The following is a 22891-nucleotide window of genomic DNA, read 5'->3' as shown; positions in this document are numbered from 1 at the left end:
TCATTTTGAAGGCGTCTCTTTTAATTCGCATTATAGTTGACTTAAAATCCAATTTGTCGCATCTTCAAAGTTTTCTGCAATGTAGTTTGGTTCAATATGTGCCCACTTGTCTCGGTACGTATGTAAAGCGTCGTATCCAGCACCTGTTCGTACTAAAATCGTTGTCGCATTCACTTTTGCTCCTGCAACGATATCAGTCCAGCGATCACCAATTACAGCACATTGTGTTAAATCAAGCCCGTGTTTTTCGGCTGCTTGTAGCAGCATGCCTGTATTTGGTTTACGACATTCGCAACCATCACCGTGTTTATGAGGACATACGTAAATATCATCAAAACCGAAGCCTTTTAATTCTTGTGAGAAATCGGCTATGGTCACTATCCCATCCGCGATACCTGGTTGATTTGTGAAAGAGAAAATTTTTATATGATTAGCTTTTAATTTTTGCAGTGATGCTTTTGTAAAAGGAAATAATGTAAATGATCCTGGGTAATGTATTGTAGTGTCGCCGCCAATTGTACCGTCACGATCAATGAAAATTGCTTTAATAGTTGTCATAGTTATAGTCCTTTCTATTAAGAAGTAATTTAAAAATGTTTTACAAATCGATATCCATTCACTTCATATCCTAATTTTTTGTAAAAAGGATGAGCTTCTACTCTTTTTGTTCCACTAACTAGCCATGTGCCAATGCAATTATGCTTCTTTGCTAATTGCTCTGCATAATCCATTAATGCTTGCCCAACGCCTTTCCGTCGTATTGTAGAATCAACGCTAATAATTGAAATTTCTCCATACCGAGTTACATCTTCTAAATTTTCACGTATACGAAACCCAAGTAATCCAAGTATAGTTTTTTCTTCCTCATAAACATATAAAAAATCAAAAGGACTCATTTGTACGAATTGCAATCGGTTGTTCATATCTTCATACGAAATAGAGGAACCTTTTAATTCTTTTGTTAAAGAACAAAGTGCATCTATATCGTCTATCGTAGCTTCACGAATTTGAAAAGACATATTATCCACTCCAATTAAATGTAATCAAACATTAAGTATTCTGTTAAAAAATATTTATTCCTGCTATGAAAATAAATATTTTATAATGATATATAGATAGTTATATGTTATTCTTTTCCTAGTTTGTATTGGAAATGGAAAGAAGGGGAATGTATGTTAGAAGTAAATATCCGTTCTGCTGGATATGAAATAGGTGAAAAAACAATTCATGATATTGCCTTTTCGATTGAGCAAGGCGAATTAGTTGCTCTTATTGGCGCAAATGGTGCCGGGAAAAGTACAACGATTAAAACGATGCTCGGGTTACTTGTAAATGTGGATGGTGAAATATCATTTGGCGAGAAGAAAAATCCGTATGCATATGTGCCAGAACACCCGACATATTATGATTATTTAACGCTTTGGGAACATATTGAATTATTAATGGCTGCTCGCGAGAACGAAGCCGGAAGCTGGGAACGGAAAGCTGAAGAGTTATTACATATGTTTCGAATGGATAAGCATAAACATGAGTATTTATCAAAGTTTTCAAAAGGGATGAAACAAAAATCGATGCTTATATTAGCATTTTTAACTGAACCAGATTTTTATATCATTGACGAACCTTTTATCGGTTTAGATCCGGTAGCTACGAAAGAGTTTTTAAGTTATTTATATAAAGAAAAAGAACGCGGGGCAGGAATTTTACTTTGTACGCACGTATTAGATACAGCTGAAAGAATTTGCGAAAGATTTTTACTCATATCTCAAGGTACATTAGTCGCAGATGGCCATTTAGAGGCAATTCAAATGTTAGCAGAAATGCCAGGAGGTTCATTATTAGACTGTTTTGATGTAATTGTAAGGCGTGAACAACATGATTAAAAAACAATTTTATAAAAGATTACGCCATGAACTAGGGCGGAAATGGAAGTCCATACGTTCTATAACGGATTGGACGGTTGCGCTATATATTGTTATTCCAGCATTTATATTTATGGGGATTTATTATCGTTCACTATGGACGGAAGAATTATCGATGGGAGAGACTGTTTATTTCGGATTAAGTCTACTCGCATTTTATGCGATTACATATGGAAGAGGAGTTCGCTCATTTTTTGAGCAAGCGGATAGTTTATTTTTAATTTCGTACCCCGCTCACATGCAAAAATTAATCCAGTATGGCATGACATATACGTTTATTCGAATAGCAATAACGAATGTAGTAGTTGTTGTTGCGATGTTACCAGTGTTGATGAAAAGTATTGGAGTGACGAAGATACAAGTCGTATTATTTTGGCTATTCTTTACTGTATTTCGATTTTTGTTGGCGTTATTAACGAGATTTATTCATGTACGTGTGGGGAAACGATGGCTACTATGGATTATAAAAAATGTAATATTTTCTATAAGTCTATCCTTTTTTGGATTGAGTTTGTTTCTTATTTATAAAAATCCATGGTATTCTATACTAAGTATCGGTCTAACAGTGTTTCTAATTATCATATTGATAAAAGAAAAATTAAATTATAAAAATTGCTTTTTTAAAGAAGTTGAGAGAGAAAAAGAAGAAAGTATGCGCTGGACGAGTCGGATTATGCAAGTTGGTGGTCATACAGCTAAACCGAGTAGTTCGAATAAAAAGGCGTGGATGTTTCCATGTTCTAAAAAGTTTTTAGGGAAGAAAAAGGATTCTCGTATTGTTGAATCCTTTTTAAAAGAATTTTTCCGTACAAGTAGTGCGCGAATATTTTATATTCAAATTGTATGTATAAGTACTGTTAGTATTATTATGAGTCCGAAGTGGATTGCCGCTATTATTCTTGCATTTGCTTTATTTGCAATTTCCCGTTATGCGCGCGACTATTGGAATGAGTTTACGAACAAAATGTTTCTTCATTTATATTGTGATGAAGGCAAATTACTCTTGTTAAGATGGAAGACAGATCGCTATTTATTGTTTCCAGTAATACTTTTGTATGGAATAGTTATACTTTCTCATTTTTATTTATTACCAGCTGTAATTGCCGGAATTGTTTTTATAGTATTAATTGGTTGGATAGTATTCTTACCATAGAAAAAAGAGCCGAAAAATGGCTCTTTTTTCTAATCCGTAACACATTGATAAATAAAATATACTAAAACGAGTATGCTTGCGGCGGAATACATGACATCTAAAGTCATCGGATCTCCTCCTCATTGTTGTTGTATTTTATTGTATGAAATCTTACAATTTCATATTCAAGTGAAAAATATGTGAACGTTAACAAAATTGTAAAGTGCAAAAATTACAATCATTTTGTATAATAGAGAAAACAACCGTTATATAAAATATAATGAGTGAAAGGGGAGGAAACATACATGCCAAATTGGTTTAGAAAAACCTTAGTCGCATTAATTACCGTATTTACATTTGGTTTAGTGACGCCTCCTTCCATATTGCTTGATAATGCCAAAGCTGCGGACAAGCCTACGAGCACAGCTGGGCAACAAAATTTGGAGAGTACGTCCTATACATATGAAGAAACGAATGACAGGTTAACCACCGATACTTTTATTACGTATGCAATGCAAGAAGCAGAGAAGCAGTCGATGCAAAAGTTTGGAACTAAAATTGGTCCAGTAATTGAAGATGAATTTAAAGATGTAATATTACCGAAAATTGAAGAGGCAATTGCTGAGCTTGCCAATGATGTACCAGAAGATTCACTACAATCATTAGCGATTTCCCAAAAACCAGCTGGTGGGAATAATGAAAAAATCTTTCACGTTTATGACACGAAATCAGGAAATGACTTATTGCGATTTCATGTAAGGAGAGATCATCCACCGCAAGATGGTTACTATTTTAATTTCCACTATCACCGTTTTGATGATGGGTACTCTGGACACCATGAGTTAGGGAATATTTATTGGAATACGAATGTACCGCCAAAGTGGCTTTCTTAAAAAGAACAAGAGAAAATCTTGTTCTTTTTTATGTGTATGGAAGGGTAAGACAACTACGGTGTTGAATAAGATAGGTTTAGAAAAAGAAGCAAAGGGAGTATGGGAATGCAAAAATATATTGTTTTTGACTTTGATGGCACATTAGTAGATTCACAAAATACATTTGTACCAATTTATAATCAAATTGCTAAAAAGCACGGATATAAAACGGTAAAGGAAGAAGAAATTGAGTATTTACGTAAATTAACGATGCCAGAGAGATGTAAACAACTCGATGTACCATTGTATAAACTACCGATATTAGCACTAGAGTTTTATAAATTGTATCAACCTGCCATAAAAGATCTTATTTTGTTCCATGGGATGAAGGATGTATTAGATGAGTTACATAAAAAAGGCTACGGAATTGCAGTCATATCATCCAACTCAGAAGAGCATATTCGGGCATTTTTACACAATAATAATATAGAAAATATACAAGAAGTATATTGTTCTAAAAATTTGTTCGGTAAAGATAAAATGATAAAAAGATTTTTAAAATCGAAAAAAATAACTGAGCAAGATATGTTATACGTCGGTGACGAACAGCGAGACGTAGCAGCGTGTAAAAAGGCTGGGGTGAACGTAATATGGGTATCTTGGGGATATGATGTCATTGAAACAGTGAAAAAAGATGCACCAGATTATATGGTCAATACACCGATGGAAATTGTGCAAGTAGTACAAGGAGCGTATTCTTAATAGGAATAAACTTCGAGCAGGCATTCATCATATGTAATTTTGGGTAGCGTATACACCAAATGTAGAAATGTAAGGGGGGAATATACATGAAAACAATTACAACATGGCAAAACAATATACAAATAGTAAAAGATGCAACGAATATTGTAGAAATTTCTAAAGGTTTTTCACCGGATAAGAAATATATAGTTACGACAATTGATGAGGAAAAATATTTGTTACGGATTGGCGATATACAAGAGTATGAAAGAAGAAAAATAGAGTTTCAAATTTTAAATGAAATGGTAAAACTTAACGTACAGGCACAAAGGCCAATTGAAATAGGTATATTGGAAGAAGAAGGTGTATGCTATAGTATTTTTTCATATTTAGAAGGGGAAGATGCGAAGAAGCTATTGCCTACGTATTCACCAAAAAAACAATATGAAATTGGCATAGAGGCAGGAAAAGATTTAGCAAAAATGCATACATATGAAGCTCCTAATGATACACTTCCATGGTATGAAAGAGCCATGAAAAAACATCAAAAATATGTAGAGGCATACAAAACATGCGGAATAAAAATAAAAAATGATGATAAAATCATTAAGTTTATTGATGAAAATGAAATGTATTTACAAAATCGCCCCAATCAATTTCAACACGATGATTTTCATTTAGAAAATATAATTGTACGGGATGGGAAATATGTAGGTGTTGTTGATTTTAATGGTTATGATTGGGGCGACCCACTTCATGATTTTGTAAAAATAGCACTATTTGCAAGAGACATTAGTATTCCGTATTCAATCGGACAAATAGAAGGATACTTTAATGGGAGAATACCAGAGGAGTTTTGGAAATTATATGCGGTATACGTAGGTATGACAGTGTTCTCATCAGTTGTATGGACATTACGAGCAGCACCACATATGTTAGATGATACGCTAGAGCGTCTTACTGTAGTTTTAGAGGATCATAAAAACTTTGAGCTATTAAAGCCAATTTGGTTTCAACCAGAAAAAATTGATATAAAAAAATAAAAGGCAGGTGTGAATCACATCTGCCTTTTATTTTTTACCATTCTTCGTTTTGAAGTAGTTGCAATGCTAATTTTAAATCTACATCTTCTTGTATATGTTCCGGAGTCCACGGGATATGTATATGTGGTTGTATACCAATTCCGGACATTCCTTCACCTTTATCTATAATGGAAAGCCTTGAAGTAGGATAGTAAAGTGCGAATGTATCAGCCCATTCCATTACTGCTAAATTAGAATAATCATTTACACCAGCAGTAGGACGACCTAATACTTTTACTTTCAATGATTTTTTTGCAACTTCTACAAAAGAATCGCCAGAACTCCCACATGTAACATCTGTTAATATAACTACTCTACTAGGTGATTTTCGTCCGTGTATTTTTAATGATTGAAGTTCTTTTGGTAAACTAGAAGTATTAAATGTAACGAATCCTTTTTTATAATTCTTTTTTAAATCTTGAATAAACATATTAGTGAATAATTTGGAAAGTTCGTCTAAAGAATCATAATCTTCCCTTTCGATGTCTTTCATACGTAAATGAAAGTTTCGTTCTGTATGATTTAATTGCATTGTTTCTGAAGAATCGAAAAGAGAAATTTCTTTGTCTTCAAATAAGTAAGGAAGTAGGTTGAAAAATGCATCATCACTTCCGCCACGATTTAATCGCACATCTATGATTAAATTTGGAAAAGCATTAAGCTCATCTTTGTGTGAGTCTAATAATGTATTGATAGCTTCAGCATTTGCGAAGTCCGTCAAAGTAATTAAGAGTGTATTTTTATTACATTTTTCTATTGAATATATAGGTGTATATTTGCTCTGTTTATACTTTTGTAAAGTAATTGTGTGGGTCAATCCATTTTCATCTATAAGTGTACAATTTGAAAACTTTGATAAAACATATCCCCATTTTTCACGTTCATATGAATTCTCATTTAAATACTTCTTATATTTTATTAATAAATCAGGGATTTTCATATTGTCTAATGCAAGGATAGCTTGTCCTTTTTTTACTCTTTTTTCAGCTGAAGTAGATGTAATATATAAGCGATCTTCGTATCTTTTCACTTGGAAGCCCACATTGTTAAGAGGTTGATCGCTAGTGCTAATTTTGAAAAACATATGATTGTCTTTATAGTCTAGTAAGTAGTCATTTACAATTTCAGTAAAGCGTACTGGTGTTAGTTCTCCTTGTTCCTCTAGTTTCTCGATTGAATGTAAATAAGTAGTGGGATCGTCCCATCCCTTCTTATCTATACAGCCTGAATAATCGTGATGAGTAATTGAAACAACTTCTTTGAAAATTTCTGTGTACATAGCTTTTCCTCCAGATAATTTAATTAGATAAATAATAGAATTCGGTATCCTTTATGTATTATCCTTTTTGCATAGAGAAAAGGGGAATAGAGGGAAGAGTTATCGTCCCTCTTTAAAATATTTATTTTGTTTTCTTAAATGCAAGTGGCTGAGTACTAAGTGTAGCTGGCACATGTAACTGAAGCGATGGAAATTCACCACTCACATTCATTTCATAAGCGAATAATAAACTCATTTTCATTTGGAATAAATCAACTTTTGCAGAAAAGATGTCGTAATGATGATGCGTTAATTGAATGTCCATCTCCATAAATTGTACAAATAACGAATCATCTCGTTTGTATACTTGTAATGTTCCGTATGCAGGGTGTTCAAAAGTACCAGTATAATCCTCTAACTTGTGCGAAGGTGTAGTCCCTTTCATTTGTTCTGGGAGGGATTCAGTTGCTTCTTTCATCATTTCCTTCATTTTTTCAGTATCTTCTACAGCACGTTTATGCCAATCAATGGATTCTAATTCAAGTAGTTCGTCATAAATTTGATTAGCGAGATAAGTAGGAAGTAATGTTCCTCCAGCATTCGTTAAAATGACAAGGCCTATGTTTTCTGTTGGTATGAATGAAACAAGCGCTGAAAATCCATCGATATTACCGCCATGATGAATCACTTTTTTACCACGATAAGCGCTAATAAACCAACCAAGACCGTAACTATTTAATGGAGATTCAGGGAGTGATAAAACCGGTTGGTCTGGAATGGAATTGTGTGGTGTATACATTTGTTGTAATAATTCAGAGGAGATTAATTCATGATCTCCAAATTTTCCTTCATTTAAGTGAAGAAGTACCCAATTTGCCATATCTTTAATTGTAGAATTGATACAACCAGCAGCGCCAACGGTATCAATGTTGCGGAATGGAACTTCTTTTATTTCACCGTCATTTTCAATGTAAGGTAAAGCGTATTCATCTGTCGTTTGTGAATCGGTAACAGAGAAGTTTGTATGTCTCATATTTAAAGGTTCTAAAATATGTTCTGTAGTGTATTGCTCCCACGTTTGATTCGTTATGTTTTCTACAATATAGCTAATTGTCGCATACATTAAGTTGTTATATAGAAATGATGTGCGGAACGGTGCATCAAGTGGTAAATGTTTTATTTTTTCAACGAGATCTTTTCGAGATAAGGAAGAGCTGTACCAAAGGGCATCATGACGACTTACCCCGGTACGATGAGAAGCTAAATCTCGTCCTGTAACTTGTGAACTAGCAAGTAGTTCAGATAAAGAGAAGTTAGGTATATAAGACTGGACAGGAGTATCCCAATTAAACCTTTTTTGCTGTGCTAACAAACTTAATGAAAGTGTGCCAAAAGCTTTCGTTGAGGAACCAATTGCGAACAAAGTACGCGGTGTAACTGGTTCTTTTGTCTCTAAATTTCGATAGCCAAATCCTTCTGAAATAATAACTTCACCGTCTTTTATAATAGCTACAGCAGCTCCCGGAACGTTTAAATCCTTCATCATTTTTTCAACCGTTGTTTGTAAAGAAGTCATAACAGGCGTTTCAATTTTAGACATACTTCTAACCTCCAAATATAATTTTTGTTCTACCGCACTATACTTTCGGTAATAGAAAATAAAAACCTTTATAAATATGGAAAGTTAATAATTTTGTAAGGATGAATGAAATTATTATTTATTTAGAATTTTGTTTTTATTATAATTAATTTAAATTAATATTTAGAAAAGATGGTGAAGAAGTGTGCTAATAATAAAGAAATTGCGCTGTGATAATAAAAATAATCCGATAGGTATAGATTCGAAAGTTGTTAAAATTAGTTGGCAACTCGAGTCGAGTAACCGAAATGTAAAACAACTTGCGTATCAATTGCAGGTTGCGAAGGATAAAGAGTTTCAAACTATAGTATTCGATTCGCAGAAGGTAGAGACAGATCAAAGTTTATATATACCAATCAATTCGTTTTCATATAGTAGGGAAACACGCTATTTTTACCGAGTGAAGGCATGGGATAATCATGAAGAAGAGTCAGCTTGGTCAGAAGTAGCATTTTGGGAGACTGGATTACAAGGGCAAGATAATTGGAGCGGGAACTGGATTGCTGCGAAAAAAGAGCGCACGAAGGTAATGTCTTTTAATAAAAGCTTTTCTATTAAAAAATTAGTTGAAAAAGCACGTTTATATATCACTAGTTTAGGATTATACGAGGCTTCTATAAATGGAGAGCGTATTGGAGATTGTTATTTTACCCCAGGATGGACAAGTTATGATAAGAGAGTGTTGTATCAAACGTATGATATAACGCATGTATTAAAGATTGGTCAAAATGATATTTCCGCAATGGTAGGAAATGGGTGGTATAAAGGGCCGATTACTATGCATCATGTACGTAATTATTACGGGAGAAGGAGAGCGATAATTGCTCAAGTACATATCACGTATAAAGATGGAACGAAAGAAAAAATTGTAACAGATGAAACATGGAAAGTAACTCCAAGCCCTATTTTGTATTCGGAAATTTATGAAGGAGAAGTTTATGACGCTAGGCTAGAAGAAAGTGATCAAGAGCTAGAAGATGTTGAAGTAATTGAGCATGCCAAACAAATAATTGTTGCACAGGAAAATGAAGCGATTCGTAAAATGAAAATTATAAAACCAATCGCTATTTCAAAACTACCAAATCATGAATGGCTTATTGATATGGGACAAAATATGGTAGGTTGGGTTCGGTTTAAAGTCCGTCATGTTTATACTGGACAAAAGATAGAATTGCATCATGCTGAAATATTAAATAAAGACGGTAGTTTTTATAATGGAAATCTCCGCAAGGCAAAACAAAAAATAGTGTATATAGCAAAAGGAGAGGAAGAGGAAACGTTTGAACCTCATTTTACCTACCAAGGCTTTAGGTATGTAAAAATAAGTGGATTAACCCAGCCGCCTCAAATAGCAGATTTTGAAGGGATTGTATTACATACAGATATGGAAAAAGCGACAGCATTTGAAACGTCTAATCCATTAATCAATCAACTTCATCATAATGTGGAGTGGTCTCAAAGAGGGAACTTTTTTGATGTGCCAACAGATTGTCCGCAGCGAGACGATCGACTCGGATGGACAGGAGATGCACAAATGTTCATTGGGACGGCTACACAAATTATGAATGTCCAATTGTTCTTTAAAAAGTGGCTCCAAGATTTATCATTAGACCAAAATGTTAACGGAGCAGTGCCGTTAGTTATTCCAGATGCATTTGGGAAAAGACCGGACTTTGATTTAGATACTTCTGGCGGTTGGGGCGATGCAGCAATTATTTGTCCATGGGTTCATTATTTACATTACGGAGATGTATCCATTTTAAAAGAACAATATGACAGTATGAAGAAGTATATAGATTACATACGTTCACAAGGTGAAAATGAGTATTTATGGGATACAGGCTATCATTTAGGGGATTGGCTCGCATTAGATACGAAACCTGATGTATATGAAGGCGGAACAGACAAGCATTTTATTGCGACAGCTTATTATGCGTATTCTACATCGCTTTTACGAAAGGTTGCTGAGATTTTAGGTGAAAATACAGATGCTAAGTTTTATGCAGAGCTACATGGAAATATTGTTCAAGCGTTTCAAAATGAATTCGTTACACCGAATGGTAGGTTAATTTCAAATACACAAACAGCCCACATATTAGTACTTCTTTTTGAATTAGTGAAAGATAATATGAAGGAGAAAGTATTTAATCGCTTAATTGAGCTTTTAAAAGAAAATAAAAATCATTTAACAACAGGTTTTATAGGAACACCGTATTTAAATTTAATATTAAGCAAGTTTAACCGTCATGACCTTGCTTGTAAGCTTCTATTTCATGAAGATTATCCATCATGGTTATACCAAGTGAAACAAGGTGCCACAACGATTTGGGAACATTGGGATGGTGTGAAAGAGGATGGAGCCCTTTGGAATGATAGTATGAATTCGTACAATCATTACGCATATGGTTCTATCGTTGAATGGATATACCGATATATTATTGGATTAGAAGTGGATGAAACAAAACCAGCATATAAACATTTTTATATTCAGCCTCATTTTAATTCTAATCTAGATTGGGTTTGTATTAAGCGTGAAACAGCATATGGGGAAATTAAAATTGATTGGCGTGTAGAACATGGACAAGCAGTATTAAACGTTGATGTGCCAACAAATACATCTGCTACATTACGAATAGTGGAAGATGATTGGAGGTCAAGTGATATGCCTGAAATGAAATTAGGTTCAGGCGCATATGAATTTAGATTTTGTAAGAACATACAGAAGTAGAATTTTGTTAAGTATAGAAATGTTTTTTTATAAATTTAGTTTGTTCAATCTGTTAGCATTAAATTTATGATAAAATCCATATAGACTAGAGATTTGAAAGAAGGTTTTTCTACATATGAAACATGCTGAAAATGAATACTTAAATTTATGCCGCCATGTAATGGAGCATGGTACGAAGAAAGAAGACCGTACAGGGACAGGCACTGTATCTGTATTTGGATATCAAATGCGTTTTGATCTAAGTAAAGGTTTTCCTTTATTAACAACAAAGAGAGTGCCGTTTCGACTTGTAGCAAGTGAGCTACTTTGGTTTATGAAAGGTGATACAAATATTCGTTATTTATTGCAGCATAATAACAACATTTGGAATGAATGGGCATTTAAGAGTTGGGTAGAAAGTGACGAGTATACGGGTCCTGACATGACTGATTTCGGTCTTCGCTCACAACAAGATGAGGAATTTAAAGTTCAGTACGATGAGCAAATGGAATTGTTTAAAAAGAACGTTTTAGAAGATGATGACTTCTCAAATAAATATGGTTATTTAGGAGACGTATACGGTAAGCAGTGGCGTGCTTGGAAAACGACAGCTGGTGAGACGCTTGATCAATTAAAAGATGTAATTGAAATGATTAAAAAAACGCCAGATTCACGTCGCCTAATTGTATCTGCTTGGAATCCTGAAGATGTACCAAGTATGGCATTACCACCTTGTCATACGTTATTTCAGTTTTATGTAGCAGACGGTAAACTTTCTTGTCAGCTATATCAAAGAAGTGGTGATATATTCCTTGGAATTCCATTTAACATTGCAAGTTACTCGTTACTAACACATTTAATTGCACATGAATGCGGACTTGAAGTGGGAGAATTTGTTCATACAATTGGAGATGCCCACATTTATACGAATCATTTTGAGCAAGTAGAAAAGCAATTGGCGCGTGAACCACGTCCGTTCCCAAAACTTACATTAAATCCAGATGTGAAATCTGTGTTTGATTTTGAAATGGAAGATTTAACGATTGAAGGATATGATCCACACCCAGCAATTAAAGCACCGGTTGCAGTGTAATTGTAGAGGAGATGAAAAGATGATAGTTTCATTTATGGTCGCAATGGACGAGAATAGAGTAATTGGTAAAGATAATAATTTACCTTGGCGTTTACCGAGTGAATTACAATATGTAAAGAAAACAACGATGGGTCATTCGCTTATTATGGGAAGAAAAAACTATGAAGCGATTGGTAGACCGCTGCCTGGAAGACGTAATATTATTGTAACTCGTAATGAAGGGTATCATGTTGAAGGCTGTGAAGTAGCACATTCTGTAGAAGAAGTGTTTGAGCTATGCAAAAATGAAGAAGAGATCTTTATTTTTGGCGGAGCGCAAATTTATGATCTCTTTTTACCTTACGTAGACAAGTTATATATAACAAAAATCCATCATGCATTTGAAGGAGATACATTCTTCCCAGAAATGGATATGACAAATTGGAAAGAAATTTTTGTTGAAAAAGGTTTAACGGATGAAAAAAATCCGTATACGTACTATTATCATGTATATGAGAAGCAACAATAGTAAAAAAGATTGATGTGAAAATTCACATCAATCTTTTTATTTGTATCCATCAATATAGGTTTAAAGATGAGATTCGATAGTGCTATAATGAATGGTAGCATGTAAAAATGCTAAAATTTTCAAGAGTATTAAGATAGAAAGAGGAGGAGAATCGATTGAGAAAGGTATGGGGGATTCTTTTTCTTTGCTTAACATTCATGTTAGTCGGATGTGGTAAAGAAGAAAAACCACAAGAAGCATTTGATACATATGCAAAAGCATGGAATAAACAAAAATTTGCAGAAATGTATGATCAATTGTCAGAAAAGGCGAAAAAAGATATTTCAAAGAAAGAATTCACTGAGAAATATGAAAAAATTTATTCTGGCATTGAAGTGAAAGACTTAAAAGTAGAAGCAGGAGAAGTAAAAGAAGATAAAAAAGATGAAGGTCCTGTTCCTTTTAAAGTAAGCATGGATACTGTTGGTGGTAAAATCAATTTTGCCCATGAAGCAAAAATGGTGAAAGAAAAGGATGGAGATAAAGAATCTTGGAAAATAGATTGGACTCCTGATTTTATATTCCCAGGCATGACGAAAGATAGTAAAGTGCGTATGCAAACGACAGAGCCGAAGCGCGGAGAAATATATGACCGTAACGGTAAATATCTTGCGGTAAATGGTAAAGCTTCTGAAATCGGATTGATTCCTGAAAAATTAGGGGATGCAGCTCCGCAAACGAAAGAAACGGTAGCGAAGTTACTAAATATGTCTGTCGAAGAAATTGACCAAAAACTAGCAGCTAAATGGGTAAAACCAAATTACCTTGTACCAATTGGAATATTGCCTGAAGGAGCAACACAAAATACGTACATAGATTTACCTGGTGTTGCAACAAAGCCAGTAAATGTTCGCTCATATCCATTGGGAGAAGAAGCCGCACATCTTACTGGCTATATTGGAAAAGTGAATGCTGAAGATTTAAAAACGTTACAAAAGAAAGGTTATCAAGCAGATGATCCAGTAGGTAAAGCTGGTTTAGAGCAAGTACTGGAAGAAAAGCTACGCGGTAAAAAAGGTGGTCGTGTCTTCGTAGAAGATGCACAAGGAAAAGAAATTAAAAATTTAGCAAAAACAGATGCTGTTGATGGAGAAAATGTAACTTTAACGATTGACAGTGCAGTTCAAACCGAAATTTATAATGAAATGAAAAATGAGGTAGGATCAAGTGCAGCAATTAATCCAAAGACTGGAGAAACACTTGCACTTGTGAGCACGCCAGCTTATAACCCAAATACCCTTACAAGAGGGGCGTCAAAAGCGCAACGTGATGCGGTAAATAATGATCCGAAAAAACCGATGACGAATCGATTTACACAATTATCAGTTCCAGGATCTGTATTTAAGCCGATTACAGCTGCAATCGGTCTTGAAACGAAAACAATTGATCCAAAAGAAGAGTTAAAAATTGAAGGATTAAAATGGACAAAAGATTCTTCTTGGGGTAATTATTATGTAACACGTGTAAAAGATGCAAATCCGATTGATTTTGATAAGGCGATGAAATACTCGGATAATATTTATTTCGCACAAGAAGCTTTGAAGATCGGGAAAGATAAATTTATGAGTGAAGCGAAAAAATTCGGATTCGATGAGAAATTACCAATTGAATATGGATTCCCAGCTTCTAAAATCGCAAATGATGGTATTAAAAATGATATTCAAATGGCAGACACAGGTTATGGACAAGGACAAGTATTAATGACGCCACTCCATCTAGCATTAACGTACGCACCAATTGTTAATGAAGGAAACATACCTTCTCCATATATAATTAAAACAGATAAGCAACCAAAAGCTTGGAAAGAGAATGTAATTTCAAAAGGCAATCAGGATATATTAAAAACTGCTATGACGAAAGTAATTAATGATCCAGATGGTACTGGGAAAATTGCTAAAATTGATGGCATGACTCTTGCTGGAAAAACAGGTACAGCGGAATTAAAAGTATCAAAAGAGGCTGAAGGAAAAGAATTAGGCTGGTTCGCTGCATTTGATTTAAATTCACCAGATATGGTTATTACTATGATGATTGAAGATGTAAAAGGTAGAGGCGGAAGTAATATTCCAGCTGAAAAAGTAAAACATGTATTTCAAAAATAATATGTAATAAAAGGTTAGCTCTATAATTTGTAGAGCTAGCCTTTTTCTATGAAGGAATCCTTAATATCTGTATACTGAATTTTAAGAAAACAAAACAAATCATTAACTTACGAAAAAAAAGTAGCTATTTTTTATTGACATCGAACGAAACTTTTCGTATTATACTTACATAAGGTAAGTTATTTACTTTCAAATTATAAATCTCAAATTAAAGATAAAATGTAGAAAAGGGAGAGAATACAATGACAAAAGTACTATTTATTACAGCAAATCCAAATTCAGCAGAAGGTTCTTTCGGAATGGCAGTAGGGGAAGCTTTCATCGAAGCTTATAAAAACGAACATCCACAAGATGAAGTTGTAACAATTGATTTATTCAATACTGCAGTACCAGCAATCGATGCAGATGTATTCGCTGCTTGGGGTAAATTTGCAGCAGGTGAAGGATTTGAAGCTTTAACTGAAGCTCAACAACAAAAAGTTGCAGCAATGAACACAAACTTAGAAACATTTATGCATGCAGATCGTTATGTATTTGTAACTCCAATGTGGAACTTTAGCTATCCACCAGTAGTAAAAGCATACTTAGATAACTTAGCAATTGCAGGTAAAACATTCAAGTATACTGAAAATGGTCCAGTTGGCTTATTAGAAGGTAAAAAAGCACTTCACATTCAAGCAACAGGTGGCGTTTATTCTGAAGGAGCATACGCAGCTGTAGACTTCGGCCGCAATCACTTAAAAACAGTATTAGGATTTATTGGTGTAAATGAAACTGAATATATTGCAGTTGAAGGTATGAATGCAAACCCTGAAAAAGCACAAGAAATTAAAGAAGCAGCAATTGCTAATGCTCGTGAATTAGCAAAACGTTTCTAATATAGAATGGTTAAAAAGTCCAAACACTTGTTGTTTGGACTTTTTTTCTTCTTTTTCCTTCGTTTGTCTAGTATAATGAAGGTCGGAATGATAATAGGTGGGGGTTCTGTATGATTCAAACGTTTTTTAAAATCTTTTATTTAATTTTAATCGTAATTGCGATTACACCAAGAATGTGGCGTCTTAAAAGACAAGTAAATACGATGTCGCCACAAGAAAAAGATAACGCTGTGTACAAAACGACAAGTTGGTTTGGTAAGAAAATGGTGCGCGTAGCTGGGGGAACAGTAGAAGTTAAAGGACTTGAAAATGTTCCGAAAGATAAGCCGGTACTAGTTGTAAGTAATCACCAGAGTAATATGGATATCCCTGTTTTACTAGGTTATTTAAATAAACCAATTGGCTTCGTTTCAAAAGCGGAGATTAAAAAGTTCCCAGTTGTACCAACTTGGATGGAACTTATGAATTGTGTATTTATGGATCGTAGCGATCGTCGCCAATCACTTCAAGCGATTAAAGATGGAATTGAACTATTGAAGAATGGACATTCTATCGTAATTTTCCCTGAAGGAACGAGAAGTAAGGGTGGCGAAATTGGAGAGTTTAAGGCTGGGAGTTTTCATCTGGCTGTAAAATCTGGTGTAGCAATCTTACCTGTAACATTAGATGGGACATATAAAATGTTTGAAGCGAATGGAAATCGTATGAAGCGAGCTCGTGCAACAGTAACAATTTCTAAGCCGATTACACCTGAAGAGTATGCGACTATGGATATTAAAGAGTTAACGAAGTATACACAGGATGTTATCGCATCACAATTACATAAGTAATAAAAAAGGTTTCAGCTTACATTAAGCTGAAACCTTTTTTATGATGCTGTAGGTAGGACGTAAAAGAGTACGCAGAAGAACATCATCGCACTACCACCTAATACGAAAAGATGCCAAATGGCATGGTTGAAAGGTAACTTTTCCCAAAGAAAGAATATAGCTCCTACAGAATATAAAATTCCACCTGCTAAAAGTAGTGAAAAACCATGTCCAGTTAGATTTTCATAAAGTGGTTTAATAGCAACGATTATGAGCCATCCCATTATGATATAACATAGCGTCGATGCCTTAATAAAGCGACGTACAAAGAAAATTTTGAAGATGATACCTCCGATTGCTAGTGTCCATATAATTGCGAGTAACGTCCAACCTAATGGTCCACGAAGCGTAATAAGTAAAAAAGGAGTATATGTGCCAGCGATTAATAAATAAATGGCTGAGTGATCTAGTATAGTAAATAATTTTTCTACTTTTGGATGGTGAATGCTATGTAACAATGTCGAAAACAAGTACAGTAAGAACATGCTTACACCGTAAACCGTAAATGCAACAACAGCAGATGCGGTACCATGCTTAGAGGCATGAATAATCAATATGATTAAGGCAGGGATGCTTAAAATGGCACCGATACCATGTGTAATTGCATTTGCAATTTCTTCTTTCACAAATTGTGTCATTCGTGTCATTTTTTCAGTCATAATGGTAATCCTTTCTACTATCATAAAATAATATGTCTTTTCTCTTACCATATCATACACAAGGGCAATAGAAAATGAAATTTGTATAATTGATTATATTTTTGAATTTTTTTGACAAAAGCCAATGGATTTGTTGACGTTTTCAAACTTTTTTGACAAAATAAAATTATGTAATAGTAGGACAAGGAATCTACTAATAAAGGGGATGGGGAAATGTTTTCAAATATTGGCTTTCCAGGATTAATTTTAATTTTAGTAGCTGTACTTATTTTATTTGGGCCGAAAAAATTGCCGGAAATCGGAAAGGCTTTAGGGGAAACGTTAAAAGAATTCAAAAAATCAACGAAAGAATTGACTGATGATGCATTTCAAGAGAAGGAAAAGAAAGAAAAAATGTAATGAATTTTCTTCGAAATGGATAAATAAAGTGTGGTGAACGAGATGGAAGATCGGGAAATGAGTGTAGTAGAACATATAGTTGAGCTTCGCAAACGAGTAATATATACCGTGTTATCCTTTGTACTATTTTTAATTGTTGGGTTTACTTTTACGAAGGATATTTATTTTTGGCTTGTAAAAGACTTACCAATGAAATTAACTGTTCTCGGTCCAAGTGATGTATTGTGGATTTTTTTCTCGATTGCTACAGTATTTGCTATCGTTTGTACAATTCCTTTTGCTGCTATACAAATTTGGTTATTTGTAAAACCGGGTTTACATCCAAATGAACAAAAGATGACGTTAATGTATATACCGGTATTGTCTATATTATTTATTGCAGGTTTATGCTTTGGATATTTCGTTGTAATGCCGTTTTTATTTCATTTTTTAACTACTATAGGTAATGAAATGTTTAATACGATGTTTACGACAGAAAAGTATTTTCATTTTGTTCTTAATTTAACAGTTCCATTTGCTGTAATTTTTGAATTACCAGTAGTAGTAATGTTTTTAACGAGTATTGGACTATTGACGGCGGAATTTCTAATAAAAATAAGAAGGTATGCTTACGTAGCATTGATTATCATTGCATCGTGTATATCACCGCCAGATTTTTTATCACATAGTTTAGTTGCGGTACCGCTTATTTGTATTTATGAAATTAGTATCGCTTTATCAAAGATTGTTAATAAGCGAAAAAAGAAAAGAGAAGAAGAAATTCAGTCGAAAAGTGCCTCGTTATAAAGGCACTTTTTTTATTTATTTGTTATACTCTAGTTATAAACGTATACAATATAGAGAAGAAAAAAATTATAGAATCTCCAAAATTTAGACAAACTTTGCGCTTTTATAAGTTTATACTGAATATATTAAGCAATATACGGATAACGAGTCCTTGTCTTATTAGGAATTTAGGATGGGGGATGGATTAGGTGAAGATGAATAGAGTATAAATCTTTTAACCATAAGGACTACAGAGATTGTCTAAGGATACTTTTGTATTCATGGGAGTCGCCACTTTAAACAACGTGTTACAGCGTAAAGTAGAAGAAGTTCAAAAATCCAATGAAAAAGAGGATTGATATTGTGATTACGAAAAGTTTTTATTTCACTCATTCAACAGGGGAGTGTATTAAAATATTTGAAATCCCTGTCCTACAAGCGCAGCATCCATTATCGTTTCTAATACAGTCTCGTCTTCAATTATTTATTGCAAAAATTCAAAAACAAAAGCACCCAAGATTTTCGTATTCTTTCCGTGAATATTTACAAAATTGTTTGAAGTGGAATGATTATTTAAATGTATATAAAACAAATACTCTTGAAAAAAATGCATGATATAGAGTGGGGACAGGGTTAAGAGCTCTGTCTTTTTCATTTTAGATATAAAAATATAATTAATTTAATGAAATTTCGTTTCAAATTGTTGAAAGCAATGGGAATACTAGTATAATAACAAGGAGAGCGTATTGGAAAGGGAAGAATATAATATGCAAAAAATTAAAATTGTAACAGATTCAACGGCAGATTTATCACAAGAGGTAATTGAGAAATATGACATTCATGTTCTACCATTATCAATCTCTGTAAATGGAAAAACATATTTAGATCGCGTTGATCTACAACCAGATGAATTTATTGAAGAAATGATTAAATCAGAGGAACTACCAAAAACATCACAACCAGCAATGGGTACATTTGTAGAAATGTATGACAAGTTAGGTGAAGATGGAAGTGAAGTACTTTCCATTCATATGACAAGTGGAATGAGTGGTACTGTGGCAACTGCAAATAGTGCTGCATCAATGACCGACACAAAAGTAACAGTTGTTGATTCGCAATTTATTACACATGCTTTAGCATATCAAGTAGTTGAAGCTGCGAAAATGGCAAATGAAGGACGCTCACTAGAAGAAATTTTAAAACGTGTAGATGAAGTAAGGAAGAATACTCGTTTATATGTAGTAGTAGATACATTAGAAAACTTAGTGAAGGGTGGGCGTATCGGTAAAGGAAAAGCGTTTATCGGTTCGTTGCTTAATATAAAACCAATTGCTAGCCTTGAAGATGGTGTTTATAACCCTGTAACGAAAGTGCGTAGCCAAGGTCAAATTGTAAAAACGTTAGCTAAGTTATTTGAGGAAGATACAGCTGGGAAAGTTATAAAAGCTGTGGCAATTCCGCATGCGAAAGCAATTCCTTTAGCTGAAAATGTAAAAGCGGCTGTTGAAAAAGTAAGTGGATTTGCTAAATCAGAAATTTTCTTTACAACGCCTATTATTAGTACTCATACAGGTCCGGGTGCAATCGGATTTATGTATTTAGCAGAGTAATAAAAAAGCTACTTGAAATTTATTTCAAGTAGCTTTTTTATGTGAATAGAAAGTAAGAAATAAGAAGGGCTATACAGGCACTCCCGCTAATGATATAGCGAGTCTGTAAATATTCATTCATAGAAAACACCCACTAATTAAAGTTTCACTTTATGATTTTCTATAGTATATGTTGGATATAGAAGATAAGTAGTTACGTTATACATGTAATGTGTTAATTTTTTCATTCACTTTCTTAGCATGTGTTTCGCCATTATAAGTGAAAGTTTGACCTAAAAAGAGTACATGCAGTTGTTCCCACGGTAACATACGTAAATTCCAATTATTTCGAAGTCTTGTTATTGCCTCACGAGGTGTTTCATCGGCGAGTGCAAAAGCTCCGTAATGCATTGGTATAAAGTGTGTAGCATTTAAATCTAAATAAGCTTGCACTGCTTCTTCAGGTGAAACGTGAGATATTTTCATAAACCATTCTGGTTCATAAGCTCCAATTGGCATAAGGGCAATATCAATTGAAAAGCGTTTGCCAATTTCTTTGAAACCTTGGAAATAGCCACTGTCTCCACAAAAATAAATGGTTTCCTCCACATTGTCATTTTTAATAATCCATCCACCCCAGTGAGATGTGTTCATATCAAATAATGATCTTCTCGTCCAGTGCTGAGCAGGTACGAAGTGAAAGGAAACATCATCAATAGTCGTACTTTCCCACCATTTATACTCTTCTACATTGTTGAATTTTTTACGAGTAAATAATTTTTTTAGCCCAATGGGTACTAAGTATAATACGTCATCATTAAGTTGGCGAAGTGTTGAAAAATCTAAATGATCATAATGACCATGTGAAATGAGGACAATATCAATTTTAGGTAGTTCTTGTATAGAAAGACCAGGTTTAGTAAGTCTTGGGACTAGCTTCAATTTATTGGCCCATACTGGATCCGTTAATATATTAAGTCCATTCGTTTGGATAAGAAAAGTGGAATGCCCAATCCATGTGACAGTCGTTTTTTCAACATTACTTTGCAAAAATGCACTTTGTTTAACGGGTGATTGTTCTACTAAGAAAGAAAAATCTTTTTTGTTTTGCTTTCGTTCTTTACGCCAGCGTATAAAAGAGCGAATTGATTTTTTTGTACTCACATTATCCATATTTTCATAGCGCTTTGCCATGAACATCACCTCATTTAAAATCGTTGTAATTGTATTGTACCGAAATGTTGTTAAGGAATACAGTGTATAACATGGATGAATGTTTAAGGAATTGTTAAAAAATAGGGGGATCTATTTACAAAAGTAACAATAAAATTAGTTTTGCAACTTCTATTTAGAGAAATAATAGTGAAAAAATATATTTTGTCTAGTAATTCGCTTGAAATAAAGAAGTAACATACGTAAATTCGTACGATTTCGTGAACAAATGTAGTAAACAATTTTCTCGTAGTGTTAACTTTTGTTATGATAAGCATAGCCTATTTAAATTTAGGATAGAGAAAAGAGGTTTATAAATGAAGCGTTATCAAAAAATAATTGGTCTTATGGTTGTATTTTGTCTCTTTGTACTTGCTGGATGTAGTGGATCAGGTTCAAAGCTTCGTAAACCATTAAATTGGGATTTAGAAACTTTCCAATTTACAAATCAAGATGGAAAGCCATTTGGTACAAAAGATTTAAAAGGGAAAGTTTGGGTTGCAGATTTTATGTTCACAAACTGTCAAACAGTTTGTCCGCCAATGACTGCTAATATGGCAAAATTACAGAAAATGGCGAAGGAAGAGAAATTAGATGTTCAGTTTGTATCATTTAGCGTAGATCCTGACCTTGATAAGCCAGAAAACTTGAAAGCTTTCATTCAAAAGTTTACAGAAGATACAAGTAACTGGAACCTGTTAACAGGTTATTCGTTAGAAGATATTACAAAGTTTTCAAAAGATAATTTCCAATCACTTGTAGATAAACCAGAGAATGGTCAAGTTATACATGGAACATCATTTTATTTAATTGATCAAAACGGAAAAGTAATGAAAAAGTATAATGGTATTAGCAATACGCCGTATGAAGACATTATACGTGATATGAAACGATTAGCAGAATAAAAAGAGGGGGTGCAGATTAAAGCACCCTTCTTTTTTACATTAGTCTATGGATAAAATGTCATGTTGCTGTGGAAGTTTTGGTGCCCGAATTTCTAACACGCCATTTTGATATGAAGCTTTCGCTGCTTTTTTATTAATTGAATACGGCAACTTAATTAATCTTGATGCTTCTGAAATGGAACGTTCTCGGCGATAATAGTTATGGGATGTTTGCTCTTCTTCTTCCAGTATCTCTTCTTTTACAGAGACTTTTAAGTATTCATTTTGTATTTCAATTTGAATTTGTTCTTTTTGTATACCTGGTAGTTCAGCTGTAACAACGAGTTCTTCGCCAACTTCGTATAAATCTACAGGGAATGTTAATAAACGATTTCCTTTTTGGAAAAAATGATTTAAATCAGCAATTACATTGCGAAGTGGTGTTTGCTCGAAGAAATCATCAATTTGCTTTAAATAATTGCGAACCGGTGGGCGAGAAGAGTCTTTTTTTTCTTCACTCATGGTATTCCCTCCTAGAAAT

Annotated in this window: 23 protein-coding genes; 16 read left to right on the top strand and 7 right to left on the bottom strand. The window is 33.9% G+C overall.

Annotation, left to right across the window (positions count from 1 at the left end):
* Positions 1-30: 30 nt before the first annotated feature.
* Positions 31-558: an HAD-IIIA family hydrolase gene (locus PDK19_RS05865; RefSeq protein ID WP_000207510.1), complete on the bottom strand. Its 528-nt coding sequence runs from the start codon at positions 556-558 to the stop codon at positions 31-33.
* 29 nt (positions 559-587) lie between these two features.
* Positions 588-1019 carry a GNAT family N-acetyltransferase gene (locus tag PDK19_RS05860; protein ID WP_000009784.1) on the bottom strand — a complete coding sequence of 144 codons (432 nt, stop codon included), beginning with the start codon at positions 1017-1019 and terminating at the stop codon, positions 588-590.
* Between the two features lie 153 nt (positions 1020-1172).
* Between PDK19_RS05860 and PDK19_RS05855 the strand changes: the two genes are divergently transcribed.
* The 5 genes from PDK19_RS05855 to PDK19_RS05835 all read left to right on the top strand — a co-directional run bounded on the left by PDK19_RS05855 (position 1173) and on the right by PDK19_RS05835 (position 5710).
* Complete coding sequence (locus tag PDK19_RS05855; RefSeq protein WP_270706731.1) at positions 1173-1883, top strand: ABC transporter ATP-binding protein; 711 nt, start codon at positions 1173-1175, stop codon at positions 1881-1883.
* Positions 1876-3075, top strand: coding sequence for an ABC transporter permease (locus PDK19_RS05850; protein ID WP_270706729.1), 1200 nt, complete (start codon positions 1876-1878; stop codon positions 3073-3075). Before PDK19_RS05855 ends, PDK19_RS05850 begins: the two co-directional genes overlap by 8 nt.
* A 284-nt stretch (positions 3076-3359) precedes the next feature.
* A complete protein-coding gene (locus PDK19_RS05845) occupies positions 3360-3947 on the top strand; it encodes a YpjP family protein (protein WP_001134412.1) in 588 nt (195 codons plus the stop codon).
* A gap of 105 nt (positions 3948-4052) precedes the next feature.
* Positions 4053-4688: an HAD family hydrolase gene (locus PDK19_RS05840; RefSeq protein ID WP_001175006.1), complete on the top strand. Its 636-nt coding sequence runs from the start codon at positions 4053-4055 to the stop codon at positions 4686-4688.
* A gap of 86 nt (positions 4689-4774) precedes the next feature.
* Positions 4775-5710, top strand: coding sequence for an aminoglycoside phosphotransferase family protein (locus PDK19_RS05835; protein ID WP_270706728.1), 936 nt, complete (start codon positions 4775-4777; stop codon positions 5708-5710).
* Between the two features lie 34 nt (positions 5711-5744).
* Here the strand turns inward: PDK19_RS05835 and PDK19_RS05830 are convergent, their stop codons facing one another.
* Together PDK19_RS05830 and PDK19_RS05825 are read right to left on the bottom strand one after the other, a co-directional pair.
* Positions 5745-7028, bottom strand: a complete 1284-nt coding sequence (locus tag PDK19_RS05830; RefSeq protein ID WP_049112309.1) for a S41 family peptidase — start codon at positions 7026-7028, stop codon at positions 5745-5747.
* 121 nt (positions 7029-7149) lie between these two features.
* A complete protein-coding gene (locus tag PDK19_RS05825) occupies positions 7150-8607 on the bottom strand; it encodes a serine hydrolase (protein WP_000034340.1) in 1458 nt (485 codons plus the stop codon).
* Positions 8608-8791: 184 nt separating this feature from the next.
* Here PDK19_RS05825 and PDK19_RS05820 point away from each other — a divergent pair, with 184 nt between their 5' ends.
* The 6 genes from PDK19_RS05820 to PDK19_RS05795 all read left to right on the top strand — a co-directional run bounded on the left by PDK19_RS05820 (position 8792) and on the right by PDK19_RS05795 (position 16803).
* Entirely contained in the window at positions 8792-11374 is a 2583-nt protein-coding gene (locus tag PDK19_RS05820; RefSeq protein WP_049122570.1) for an alpha-L-rhamnosidase, read from the top strand.
* A 115-nt stretch (positions 11375-11489) separates the two neighbouring features.
* Positions 11490-12446 carry a thymidylate synthase gene (locus PDK19_RS05815; protein WP_000679600.1) on the top strand — a complete coding sequence of 319 codons (957 nt, stop codon included), beginning with the start codon at positions 11490-11492 and terminating at the stop codon, positions 12444-12446.
* 19 nt (positions 12447-12465) lie between these two features.
* Positions 12466-12954 carry a dihydrofolate reductase gene (locus PDK19_RS05810; protein WP_014893782.1) on the top strand — a complete coding sequence of 163 codons (489 nt, stop codon included), beginning with the start codon at positions 12466-12468 and terminating at the stop codon, positions 12952-12954.
* A 155-nt stretch (positions 12955-13109) separates the two neighbouring features.
* Positions 13110-15095 carry a penicillin-binding protein 3 gene (gene pbpC, locus PDK19_RS05805; protein ID WP_001233539.1) on the top strand — a complete coding sequence of 662 codons (1986 nt, stop codon included), beginning with the start codon at positions 13110-13112 and terminating at the stop codon, positions 15093-15095.
* Positions 15096-15337: 242 nt separating this feature from the next.
* Complete coding sequence (locus tag PDK19_RS05800; RefSeq protein ID WP_000170014.1) at positions 15338-15973, top strand: FMN-dependent NADH-azoreductase; 636 nt, start codon at positions 15338-15340, stop codon at positions 15971-15973.
* A gap of 110 nt (positions 15974-16083) precedes the next feature.
* Positions 16084-16803 (top strand): lysophospholipid acyltransferase family protein, encoded by a 720-nt coding sequence (locus PDK19_RS05795; RefSeq protein ID WP_000616593.1) that lies wholly within the window; start codon positions 16084-16086, stop codon positions 16801-16803.
* Between the two features lie 38 nt (positions 16804-16841).
* Here PDK19_RS05795 and trhA read toward each other — a convergent pair whose 3' ends face one another.
* Positions 16842-17501, bottom strand: coding sequence for a PAQR family membrane homeostasis protein TrhA (trhA, locus tag PDK19_RS05790; protein WP_000136895.1), 660 nt, complete (start codon positions 17499-17501; stop codon positions 16842-16844).
* A 213-nt stretch (positions 17502-17714) separates the two neighbouring features.
* Here trhA and PDK19_RS05785 point away from each other — a divergent pair, with 213 nt between their 5' ends.
* From PDK19_RS05785 to PDK19_RS05770, 4 genes are all read left to right on the top strand, one after another.
* Entirely contained in the window at positions 17715-17900 is a 186-nt protein-coding gene (locus PDK19_RS05785; RefSeq protein ID WP_000492443.1) for a twin-arginine translocase TatA/TatE family subunit, read from the top strand.
* Between the two features lie 42 nt (positions 17901-17942).
* Positions 17943-18686, top strand: a complete 744-nt coding sequence (gene tatC / locus PDK19_RS05780; RefSeq protein ID WP_000390138.1) for a twin-arginine translocase subunit TatC — start codon at positions 17943-17945, stop codon at positions 18684-18686.
* 342 nt (positions 18687-19028) lie between these two features.
* Positions 19029-19280, top strand: coding sequence for a DUF2535 family protein (locus PDK19_RS05775; RefSeq protein ID WP_000629015.1), 252 nt, complete (start codon positions 19029-19031; stop codon positions 19278-19280).
* 152 nt (positions 19281-19432) lie between these two features.
* Positions 19433-20275: a DegV family protein gene (locus PDK19_RS05770; RefSeq protein WP_270706724.1), complete on the top strand. Its 843-nt coding sequence runs from the start codon at positions 19433-19435 to the stop codon at positions 20273-20275.
* Positions 20276-20473: 198 nt separating this feature from the next.
* Here the strand turns inward: PDK19_RS05770 and PDK19_RS05765 are convergent, their stop codons facing one another.
* Positions 20474-21448, bottom strand: coding sequence for an MBL fold metallo-hydrolase (locus PDK19_RS05765; RefSeq protein WP_001129621.1), 975 nt, complete (start codon positions 21446-21448; stop codon positions 20474-20476).
* Positions 21449-21783: 335 nt separating this feature from the next.
* Here PDK19_RS05765 and PDK19_RS05760 point away from each other — a divergent pair, with 335 nt between their 5' ends.
* Positions 21784-22371, top strand: coding sequence for an SCO family protein (locus PDK19_RS05760; RefSeq protein ID WP_000833339.1), 588 nt, complete (start codon positions 21784-21786; stop codon positions 22369-22371).
* A 39-nt stretch (positions 22372-22410) separates the two neighbouring features.
* Here the strand turns inward: PDK19_RS05760 and PDK19_RS05755 are convergent, their stop codons facing one another.
* A complete protein-coding gene (locus PDK19_RS05755) occupies positions 22411-22872 on the bottom strand; it encodes an Hsp20/alpha crystallin family protein (protein ID WP_001288082.1) in 462 nt (153 codons plus the stop codon).
* Positions 22873-22891 lie beyond the last annotated feature (19 nt).

This window comes from Bacillus cereus group sp. BcHK124 (assembly GCF_027712065.1).
Classification (GTDB): Bacteria; Bacillota; Bacilli; order Bacillales; family Bacillaceae_G; genus Bacillus_A; species Bacillus_A pacificus.
This window is presented reverse-complemented; position numbering and strand designations above follow the sequence as displayed.

Bases quoted from the DNA above. Each gene is read 5' to 3' on its own strand.
- PDK19_RS05865 (WP_000207510.1), bottom strand. From the start codon at position 558: ATGACAACTATTAAAGCAATTTTCATTGATCGTGACGGTACAATTGGC.
- PDK19_RS05860 (WP_000009784.1), bottom strand. From the start codon at position 1,019: ATGTCTTTTCAAATTCGTGAAGCTACGATAGACGATATAGATGCACTT.
- PDK19_RS05855 (WP_270706731.1), top strand. From the start codon at position 1,173: ATGTTAGAAGTAAATATCCGTTCTGCTGGATATGAAATAGGTGAAAAA.
- PDK19_RS05850 (WP_270706729.1), top strand. From the start codon at position 1,876: ATGATTAAAAAACAATTTTATAAAAGATTACGCCATGAACTAGGGCGG.
- PDK19_RS05845 (WP_001134412.1), top strand. From the start codon at position 3,360: ATGCCAAATTGGTTTAGAAAAACCTTAGTCGCATTAATTACCGTATTT.
- PDK19_RS05840 (WP_001175006.1), top strand. From the start codon at position 4,053: ATGCAAAAATATATTGTTTTTGACTTTGATGGCACATTAGTAGATTCA.
- PDK19_RS05835 (WP_270706728.1), top strand. From the start codon at position 4,775: ATGAAAACAATTACAACATGGCAAAACAATATACAAATAGTAAAAGAT.
- PDK19_RS05830 (WP_049112309.1), bottom strand. From the start codon at position 7,028: ATGTACACAGAAATTTTCAAAGAAGTTGTTTCAATTACTCATCACGAT.
- PDK19_RS05825 (WP_000034340.1), bottom strand. From the start codon at position 8,607: ATGTCTAAAATTGAAACGCCTGTTATGACTTCTTTACAAACAACGGTT.
- PDK19_RS05815 (WP_000679600.1), top strand. From the start codon at position 11,490: ATGAAACATGCTGAAAATGAATACTTAAATTTATGCCGCCATGTAATG.
- PDK19_RS05810 (WP_014893782.1), top strand. From the start codon at position 12,466: ATGATAGTTTCATTTATGGTCGCAATGGACGAGAATAGAGTAATTGGT.
- PDK19_RS05800 (WP_000170014.1), top strand. From the start codon at position 15,338: ATGACAAAAGTACTATTTATTACAGCAAATCCAAATTCAGCAGAAGGT.
- PDK19_RS05795 (WP_000616593.1), top strand. From the start codon at position 16,084: ATGATTCAAACGTTTTTTAAAATCTTTTATTTAATTTTAATCGTAATT.
- trhA (WP_000136895.1), bottom strand. From the start codon at position 17,501: ATGACTGAAAAAATGACACGAATGACACAATTTGTGAAAGAAGAAATT.
- PDK19_RS05785 (WP_000492443.1), top strand. From the start codon at position 17,715: ATGTTTTCAAATATTGGCTTTCCAGGATTAATTTTAATTTTAGTAGCT.
- tatC (WP_000390138.1), top strand. From the start codon at position 17,943: ATGGAAGATCGGGAAATGAGTGTAGTAGAACATATAGTTGAGCTTCGC.
- PDK19_RS05770 (WP_270706724.1), top strand. From the start codon at position 19,433: ATGCAAAAAATTAAAATTGTAACAGATTCAACGGCAGATTTATCACAA.
- PDK19_RS05765 (WP_001129621.1), bottom strand. From the start codon at position 21,448: ATGGCAAAGCGCTATGAAAATATGGATAATGTGAGTACAAAAAAATCA.
- PDK19_RS05760 (WP_000833339.1), top strand. From the start codon at position 21,784: ATGAAGCGTTATCAAAAAATAATTGGTCTTATGGTTGTATTTTGTCTC.
- PDK19_RS05755 (WP_001288082.1), bottom strand. From the start codon at position 22,872: ATGAGTGAAGAAAAAAAAGACTCTTCTCGCCCACCGGTTCGCAATTAT.